6 protein-coding genes are annotated in these 9,257 nt (G+C 54.6%); 3 read left to right on the forward strand and 3 right to left on the reverse strand.

Features of this window, described 5'->3' with window-relative positions:
* The first annotated feature begins 20 nt into the window (after positions 1-20).
* Positions 21-998 (forward strand): elongation factor P--(R)-beta-lysine ligase, encoded by a 978-nt coding sequence (gene epmA, locus OGX81_RS22005; protein WP_012134451.1) that lies wholly within the window; start codon positions 21-23, stop codon positions 996-998.
* 218 nt (positions 999-1,216) lie between these two features.
* Positions 1,217-2,719 (forward strand): glutamate/gamma-aminobutyrate family transporter YjeM, encoded by a 1,503-nt coding sequence (gene yjeM, locus OGX81_RS22010; protein ID WP_049011512.1) that lies wholly within the window; start codon positions 1,217-1,219, stop codon positions 2,717-2,719.
* Between the two features lie 84 nt (positions 2,720-2,803).
* On the opposite strand, the gene mscM is transcribed toward yjeM, so the two are convergent.
* The 3 genes from mscM to rsgA form a co-directional block, all read right to left on the reverse strand.
* Positions 2,804-6,130, reverse strand: a complete 3,327-nt coding sequence (mscM, locus tag OGX81_RS22015; RefSeq protein WP_024130797.1) for a miniconductance mechanosensitive channel MscM — start codon at positions 6,128-6,130, stop codon at positions 2,804-2,806.
* 16 nt (positions 6,131-6,146) lie between these two features.
* Entirely contained in the window at positions 6,147-7,115 is a 969-nt protein-coding gene (asd, locus tag OGX81_RS22020; RefSeq protein ID WP_012134448.1) for an archaetidylserine decarboxylase, read from the reverse strand.
* A 91-nt stretch (positions 7,116-7,206) separates the two neighbouring features.
* The gene (gene rsgA / locus OGX81_RS22025) at positions 7,207-8,259 is read right to left on the reverse strand and encodes a small ribosomal subunit biogenesis GTPase RsgA (RefSeq protein WP_104867864.1); all 1,053 of its coding nucleotides are present in this window, start codon (positions 8,257-8,259) and stop codon (positions 7,207-7,209) included.
* Between the two features lie 106 nt (positions 8,260-8,365).
* On the opposite strand from rsgA, the gene orn reads away from it, so the two are divergent.
* Positions 8,366-8,911, forward strand: a complete 546-nt coding sequence (gene orn / locus OGX81_RS22030) for an oligoribonuclease (RefSeq protein ID WP_049011514.1) — start codon at positions 8,366-8,368, stop codon at positions 8,909-8,911.
* Positions 8,912-9,257: the final 346 nt, after the last annotated feature.

Below are 9,257 nucleotides of genomic sequence, written 5' to 3' on the forward strand. Positions count from 1 at the left end.
CTTAAATCGGAGAAAGTACCATGAGCGAAACGGCAACCTGGCAGCCGAGCGCGTCCATTCCTAACCTGTTAAAACGTGCAGCAATTATGACGGAGATCCGTCGTTTCTTTGCCGATCGTGGAGTGCTGGAGGTTGAGACGCCCTGCATGAGCCAGGCGACGGTAACGGACATTCATCTGTTCCCGTTCGAAACGCGTTTCGTCGGCCCAGGCCACTCTCAGGGCATGAACCTTTATCTGATGACCAGCCCGGAATACCACATGAAACGCCTGTTGGTGGCGGGATGTGGCCCGGTTTTCCAGCTGTGCCGTAGCTTTCGCAACGAAGAGATGGGGCGTCATCACAACCCGGAATTCACCATGCTGGAGTGGTATCGTCCCCACTACGACATGTACCGTTTGATGAACGAAGTGGACGACCTGCTGCAACAGGTGCTGGAATGTCAACCTGCGGAGAGCCTCTCTTACCAGCAGGTGTTTCAGCGCCATCTGGAGATTGATCCGCTGTCTGCGGATAAAACTCAACTGCGTGAAGCGGCGGCGAAGCTGGATTTAAGCAATATCGCGGATACCGAAGAAGATCGCGATACGCTGCTGCAACTGCTGTTTACTATGGGCGTGGAACCGCACATTGGCAAAGAGAAGCCGACGTTTGTGTACCATTTTCCGGCAAGCCAGGCATCGCTGGCGCAAATCAGCACTGAAGACCATCGGGTGGCTGAACGCTTCGAGGTTTACTTCAAAGGTATTGAGCTGGCGAATGGTTTCCACGAACTGACGGATGCGCGCGAGCAGCAACAACGCTTCGAGCAGGATAACCGTAAGCGCGCCGCGCGAGGCTTACCGCAGCAGCCTATCGATAACAACCTGCTGGAGGCGCTGAAGGTGGGGATGCCTGACTGTTCCGGCGTGGCGCTGGGCGTGGATCGTCTGGTGATGCTGGCGCTGGGGGCGGAAAGCCTCGCTGAGGTTATCGCTTTTACCGTTGATCGGGCATAAATCCGAAAACCCCTCTTTTGCGAAACAAAATGGCGCAATGAGCGCCATTTTGTAGCACATTTTTTCAATTCCCCTCTTATAGCCACAATATAAGTCTGGATGTTTGATACCATTCAGGTATCAATTCTGTGTTGATTTTTATTGCTGACCTCTGCAAAGGGGCAGTGCAAACCGGTGAGCGCCGTTTAGCCAACGTGCCCAGAGTAAGGGATGGTTTCATGAACCAGACAATAAAGAAGATGAGCCTGGCTGGCCTCATCCTGATGATATTTACGTCCGTTTTTGGTTTTGCCAATAGCCCGTCGGCGTTTTATTTAATGGGGTATAGCGCGATCCCGTGGTATATCTTTTCTGCATTATTATTCTTTATTCCATTTGCCTTAATGATGGCTGAAATGGGTTCTGCTTATCGAAAAGAAGAAGGCGGAATCTATTCGTGGATGAATAATAGCGTTGGCCCGCGTTATGCGTTTATCGGCACTTTTATGTGGTTCTCCTCCTATGTTATCTGGATGGTGAGCACTGCGGCGAAAGTCTGGGTGCCTTTCTCTACGTTCTTGTTTGGTGCAGATATGACGCAGCACTGGCGGATCGCCGGGCTTGAACCGACGCAGGTTGTTGGTCTGCTCGCCGTCGGCTGGATGATTCTGGTGACCTGTATCGCATCAAAGGGAATTAATAAAATTGCGCGTATTACGGCAGTAGGGGGGATTGCCGTGATGTGTCTTAATTTAGTTTTGTTGTTAGTGAGTGTCGCTATTTTGTTATTAAATGGTGGGCATTTTGCGGAAAATATTAATTTTGTCTCCTCACCCAATCCCGGATATCAATCCGGCCTGGCCATGCTCTCATTTGTTGTTTTCGCTATTTTTGCCTACGGCGGAATTGAAGCGGTAGGCGGCCTGGTGGATAAAACAGAAAAGCCGGAAAAGAATTTTGCGAAAGGAATTGTTTTTGCGGCAATTGTTATTTCCGTTGGTTATTCGCTGGCGATATTTTTATGGGGTGTTAGCACCAACTGGCAACAGGTATTAAGTAATGGCTCCGTTAACCTCGGAAATATCACCTATATTCTGATGAAAAGCCTGGGGATGACGTTGGGTAACGCGCTGCATCTGTCGCCGGAAGCGGCAATGGCGACCGGCGTCTGGTTTGCGCGTATCACTGGCCTCTCCATGTTCCTTGCCTATACCGGCGCGTTCTTTACGCTGAGCTACTCGCCATTGAAGGCCATTATCCAGGGGACGCCAAAAGCGCTGTGGCCTGCGCCGATGACGACGCTGAACGCGGCAGGTATGCCAGCTACCGCAATGTGGATGCAGTGTCTGCTGGTGAGTCTGTTTATTCTGCTGGTCTCTTTTGGCGGTGATACCGCGTCGGCGTTCTACAACAAACTGACGCTGATGGCGAACGTGTCGATGACGTTGCCGTACCTGTTCCTCGCGCTGGCCTTCCCGTTCTTTAAGTCTCGCGAAGGCCTGGAACGGCCATTTGTGATCTTCAAAACCCATGTTTCTACGATGCTGGCAACGGGCGTGGTCGTGCTGGTGGTGACGTTTGCGAATGTGTTTACCATCATTCAGCCGGTGATTGAAGCCGGGGACTGGAATAGCGCGCTGTGGATGACCGGCGGCCCGATATTCTTCTCGCTGTTAGCGATGGCGATTTATCAGAACTACAGCCGCCGGATGGCAAACCAGCCCCAGTGGGCGGTGGAGTAATCTTTTTGCCGTTACCCGGCCTACGCGTTCATTGCTGTTCTGTAGGCCGGATAAGGCGAAGCCGCCATCCGGCATTATTACGGCTTACAAACTTCCCGCCGGGCGACTTTTCCTGGCGGCGGATGTCAGCGTTCTTCCTGTCTGCCTGCCATTCAGGCTTTCCAGGCGCATCTGGAACGGCGGGAATGGCATATCGATACCGTGCTCATGGAAGCCCGCCAGAATCAACTGGTGGATTTCATGGCGCAACGGCATACGGTGCCCCATCTCTGCGGCATAGATACGCAGTTCGAAGATCTGAATCCCCTGTTGCAGGTCAACCAGGAATACTTCCGGCGCCGGGTTGTCGATCACCAGTGAACAGCGGTGCGCCGCAGTCAGCAGAATTTGCGTCACCTCTTCGCTGTTAGCGTCTGACGGCGCCGGGATGGTCAGCACCACACGCGTTACCGAATCCGACAGCGACCAGTTGATAAACTGCTCGGTGATGAACGCTTTGTTCGGCACGATAATCTCTTTACGGTCCCAGTCGCTGATGGTGGTGGCGCGGGTGTTGATTTTGGTCACGCTGCCGGTAAGGTCGCGAATGGTCACCGTATCGCCAATACGAATCGGCTTTTCGAACAGGATGATTAAGCCGGAAATAAAGTTGGCGAAGATCTCCTGTAAACCAAAGCCCAGACCGACACCGAGCGCGGCGACCAGCCATTGTAACTTCGACCATTCAATGCCAATCATCGAGAAACCGACCAGCCCGCCAATCAGCATCAACAGATACTTGGTGATGGTGGTGATGGCGTAGCCGGTGCCGGGCGTCAGATCCAGATGCTGCAAGAGCGCCAGCTCCAGCAGGGCGGGCAGGTTACGCACCAGTTGCGTGGTGATGATAAACACCAGGATCGCAATCAACACCGCGCCCAGCGTAATCGGCTCCAGACTTTCAACCCCTTGCACCGTGGAGGTGACATCCCACAGCGAGATATTCTCCAGGAAGCCAAAGGCGGAATGGATTTCCGACCACAGCACAATGACCGACAGCAGGGCGATAAGCATCAGAATAGAACGTACCAGGCGCAGCGACTGGGCGCTGATGGCGTCGAGATCCACTTCGCTTTCATCCACTTCGACGGCCCCTTCTAGGCTGGTGGAGTGGGCGGGTTCTTCTTCACCGCGCGCACGTTGCGCCAGCATTTCGGCCCGGCGATGCTTAGCGCGATCGAACGCCAGACGGCGACGCTGAATCAGCATCCAGCGGCGAATGACGTGATAGATAACCAGCAGCAGGAACCAGATGGCAACGGAGGTCTCCAGTCGCGCCAGCAGCGCCTGCGCGGTGGCCAGATAGCCGACAGCGGCCGCAAGGATCGCAATGAGCGGCGCGCCCATCAGCAGGTTCCAGAGCATACTGTTGACCATATTGTCGCCGCTGCCCTCTTTATCGAGGTACAGCGGGATACCGGCGCGCTTCAGGCTCAGCGTGACAATCGCGAGCGCGCCGCAGATCAGGATGAAACAGAGACGCCCCAGCGAAGCGGAGAACTCCCGATCGTTAAGATTATCAAACATAATCAGCGCCATAATGAGCGGGACAATCAGCCCGATGCTCATCAGGTAATAGCGCATGGCGCGCGCGACACGGTTTCGGGGCCAGCCAAAATGCGCCACGAACAGACCGTTAGGGCGGGCAAAGGTGGCGCAAATCATGACGACCCACAGCAGCGGAACCGTTGCTGTCACTCCGTCGCCGATGGCGACGGCCAGAGGATAAGGCCATGCCTCCTGCAACCCATAGCCCAGCGTGGCCCACAGTACGGGCAGCGGGGAGGCGACCAGAATCGACCAGAACACGGTGCGCAGCGTCAGCCAGAAGTGATCCTGTGTGACTTTCCCGACGCGGGAGGATGAACGCTCCAGAAAACGAGTGAAATGTTTGCGCGAATAGAGACTAAAACCAACCAGCACCAGCGCGCCAAACAGCGGCAGCAACGTCTCCTTGCTGGTAAGCATCATGATGCTGGCTTTGCCGAGCTGATTGAACGTATCCAGTGAGATCAGTCGACGCAGATCCTGAACGAGGCTGATAGGCCACGAGAGCGACATCGGACTCACGTCAGACGTCCAGAACAGGTAACGGTGAGTGGCTTCGTTGACCTCTTTCAGCGCGTCTTCCAGTTGACTATTGGACACTTTCAGCTTGGTGAGTTCGAGGATCAGCGTATCACCGCCCTGCAACAGTGAATTCAGCAGCTCGCGTTGGGTACGCAGTTGGGCGTCAAGAATGCGGCTCTGCTCAGAGGTCAGCGTTTGACCGTCGGCCTGGCGAATCTGACGCAGTTGCGGTTGTTTGTTGAGCAGATCTTCGTAGCGCATACGGTGTACGCGCAGCTGCGCCATTTCGGTATCTAACTGCTGCGGCTTGGGCATTTCCGGGAGACGCGATACCTGCGCGCGCAGGGCTTCCCCCAGCATATTCGATACGCCTAACCACTGCGACTGTTCCCGCAGGGTGTTCAGGGCCTGACGAACCTGTAGCGTCTGGCTGGTGGCCTGGCGTTGCTGTGAGGCCACCAGATCCATACGTTGCGCCTGCTGGTTAAGCGCCTGTGACAGCTCGCGGTTCACCTTGAACTGTTCGATAATGCCCGGCGGCAGGTCAGCGCTGTTTTCTGCCAGCAGTTCGGTGCTTTCCAGCGCTCGCTCTGCTTCTCGTTGGCGCTGGCTGTTTAATTGATTGCGTAATGCCTGTAACCAGGCATCCAGCTGTTGGCTCTGTTTTTCCGCCAGTTCGGAGCGCATTCGCGCCAGTTCCTGACGGTTATTCGCCGAAAGCTGCGCCAGTTCCAGCTCATCAACCTGCGCTTTGAGCCTGGCGGATTCGGCCTGCATACTCAGATTTTGCGCCTGGTTGAGCGGGGAGTTGCCGCTGGCGGTGCCAATGCGCCGCTCAATCTCATTTAACTGGCGACGGGCATCCGTTTGCTGTTGTGGAAGCTGGCTTAACGAATCGGCGATTTCACGGGCGCGCTCTCGCTCCTGCTGGGCCTGACGGCTTTTATCCAGCAACTGGCTGCTGACCTGGAGGATCTCCTGGCTTAGCGCATCGGTGGACATGCCTGGCGGCACGCTGCGCGGTTCGTCGCGCAAGTTATTGAGCTGTGCGCGTAGCGTCGCGGACAGCTTAGGGAAATTGTCGATAACTTGCTGATATTGTTCGGCGCGCTCAAGAGAACCTTTTCGTTCCTCAAGCGCGTTCAGCGCAGACTGGAGGGCCTCTACGGCCTCTGGCTGAGCGGGTTTTGCCGCTTTAGCCTGCTCCAGTTCCTGGGCAATCAGTTTGGCGTCGGGGGCCGTCGCAGCGTACGCCCCCAGGCTGAGGCACCAGGCCATCAGAAAAGTGATAATCAGGCGCACAGCAGCGATCCTTTATTTAACTTTCGTCTTTCTTGTCGTCAACCAGCGGGCTGGCGTCGTGTTCGGCGTTGATCTCTTCTTCCGGCAGCGGCGCGGGTTCCGCTTCAGGGGTCACGAAAAGTTCAGTAGAAACGGCCAGCGGCTGACCGATTTTGGTCACTGACAGGCTTTGTAGCTGTTCAGCCAGCGTGACTTTACCCGGCGCAAACAGGTTGATCACGGTTGAACCCAGTTTGAAACGGCCCATCTCCTGACCTTTCAACAGCGCCACAGACCCTTCGCTTTCCCCTTCCGGCCATGTCCAGCGTTTGATCACGCCTTCACGCGGCGGCGTAATGGTTCCCGCCCAGACGGTTTCGATGCTGCCGACAATGGTCGCCCCGACCAGAATTTGCGCCATTGGACCAAATTCCGTGTCAAACAGGCAGATCACGCGTTCGTTACGGGCAAACAAGTTTGGCACGTTTTGCGCGGTCAGGTGATTCACCGAGAACAGATCGCCCGGTACGTAGATCATCTCGCGCAGGATGCCGTTGCACGGCATGTGTACGCGGTGGTAGTCGCGCGGAGAGAGGTAGGTGGTGACAAACGAACCGTTGCGGAACAGGTCCGCCATCAGGTAGTTACCTGCCAGCAGCGCTTCCAGGCTGTAGTTGTGACCTTTCGCTTGCAGGATTTTATCTTCTTCGATTTTACCTGACTGGCTGATCACGCCGTCAGCCGGCATCACCAGTACGTTTGGATCGGTATTCACCGGACGGACGTCGTCACGCAGCGGACGAACAAAGAAATCGTTAAAGGTGCGATAGCTGGCGGTATCCGGCTTCTGCGCCTCTTTCATATCGACCTTGTAGTATTTCACGAACAGATCGATAACCAGTTTGGTCAGCCAGCCCGCTCGTTTTCTTGCGCCCCAGCCCGCCAGGCGAGTGAGCCATAGTTTCGGCAGAATGTATTGTAGCGAAAGTTTAAATGAGTTTAACAAGGTAGCCTCCAGGCCATTGTTGTTCCTGAACCGGCATTGACGCCGGCATCCTGAAAAAAGGGGACGATTCTAGCGATGCTTAGCGTAGTTGTCAGTCGTCCATATCAGAAAAGTTTTTACGTGTTTTTACCTGTGCCATGCTTTCCAGAATGCGGTGATAATTTTCGAAACGGGTTTCTGCAATTTTACCGTCTTCTACCGCTTCACGGATGGCGCAACCTGGGTCGGTATCATGCTTGCAGTCGCGATATTTGCAATGGCCCAGGTAGTCATGAAATTCGACAAATCCGTGGGTGATTTGTTCCGGTTCGAGATGCCAGAGGCCAAATTCGCGTACCCCAGGGGAGTCAATCACATCGCCGCCGTGCGGGAAGTGATACAGGCGCGCGGCGGTCGTGGTGTGCTGCCCCAGACCGGAGTTATCCGACACATCATTGGTGAGGATCGCTTCCTGTAGGCCCAGAAGGGCGTTCAACAGGCTAGATTTTCCAACGCCAGACTGCCCGGCAAAGATGCTGATGCGGCCGGTTAGCGCCTCTTCTAATGGTTTGAGGCCATCTTGCGTATGGCTGGATACCATCAACACGCGATAGCCGATGTCGCGATAGATATCCATCTGCTCGTTAACGAAGTCCATCCCTTCGTCATCCAGCAGATCGATTTTATTGAGCACGATAATCGGTTCAACCTGCAACGTTTCGCAGGCCACCAGGTAGCGGTCGATAATATTGAGCGACAGCTCCGGCAAAATGGCGGAGACAATGACGATTTGGTTGATATTGGCGGCAATAGGCTTCACGCCGTCGTAGAAATCCGGGCGCGTTAGCACGGAGGTGCGTTCGTGTACGGCTTCGACGATCCCTTTGACGTTAACGCCTTCAGCCGCCGCTTTACCCGGACGCCAGACGACGCGATCGCCGGTGACCAGCGAACGGATCGTGCGACGGATGTTGCAGCGGTGAATCTCGCCATCGGCGGATTCTACGTCGGCATGCATGCCAAAGCGGCTAATGACGATACCTTCAGCGGTCTCGCCGAACAGGTTGTCATCGAAGTCTGCCTTCTCCGTGGACGTTTTTAGACGACGCTGGTGATTGGCTTTCACGCGGCGCTGTTGGCCTTTGGAGAGTTTATTTTTACTCAATCGTACTGGCTCCTGGTCGCCCGCAATGGGCAAAACATCTATGATACACGCTATTTTAGATGAATATAGTCACACTGACTGTGACCTCTGAAGGGTGGAAAATAGCATGAGTGCCAATGAAAACAACCTCATTTGGATAGATCTTGAGATGACCGGCCTGGATCCCGAGCGCGATCGCATTATTGAGATCGCGACGCTGGTGACCGATGCCAACCTGAATATCCTGGCGGAAGGGCCGACGATTGCGGTGCATCAGTCTGCTGAACAGCTGGCGTTAATGGATGACTGGAACGTGCGTACCCATACCGGAAGTGGTCTGGTGGATCGGGTAAAAGCCAGCACGTTTGACGATCGCGCCGCAGAACTGGCGACCATTGAATTTTTAAAAGAGTGGGTTCCGGCAGGTAAATCACCGATTTGTGGCAACAGCATCGGCCAGGATCGCCGTTTTCTGTTTAAGTACATGCCTGAACTGGAAGCCTATTTCCATTATCGCTATCTGGATGTGAGTACGCTGAAAGAGCTGGCGCGTCGCTGGAAGCCGGAAATCCTTGCTGGTTTTACCAAGCAGGGGACGCACCAGGCGATGGATGATATTCGCGAGTCGGTGGCGGAGCTGGCTTATTACCGCGAGAATTTTATTAAGCTGTAAACGGCGTGTTTGCCGGATGGCGAAGCGAAGCGTCTTATCCGGCTTACGATTTGCCTGCCGGGTGTGCTTGCGGCGGGGTGAATTTGGCGCTAAATTGTACGCTTTGCTGATAAATTCAACACTCAGAACGAAAACGGAAAAAATTGCGTTTTAGGGGGTTGCAGCAGAAAGGATTTCTCGTATAATGCGCCTCCCGTAACGACGCAGAAATGCGAATTACGACAGCAACAAATTTAATCACAGAATTTCAGATAACAGTCTGAAAAACGAAGATTAAGCGGGAATAGCTCAGTTGGTAGAGCACGACCTTGCCAAGGTCGGGGTCGCGAGTTCGAGTCTCGTTTCC

Source organism: Citrobacter sp. CK206 (assembly GCF_030333125.1).
Taxonomy (GTDB): Bacteria; Pseudomonadota; Gammaproteobacteria; order Enterobacterales; family Enterobacteriaceae; genus Citrobacter_B; species Citrobacter_B koseri.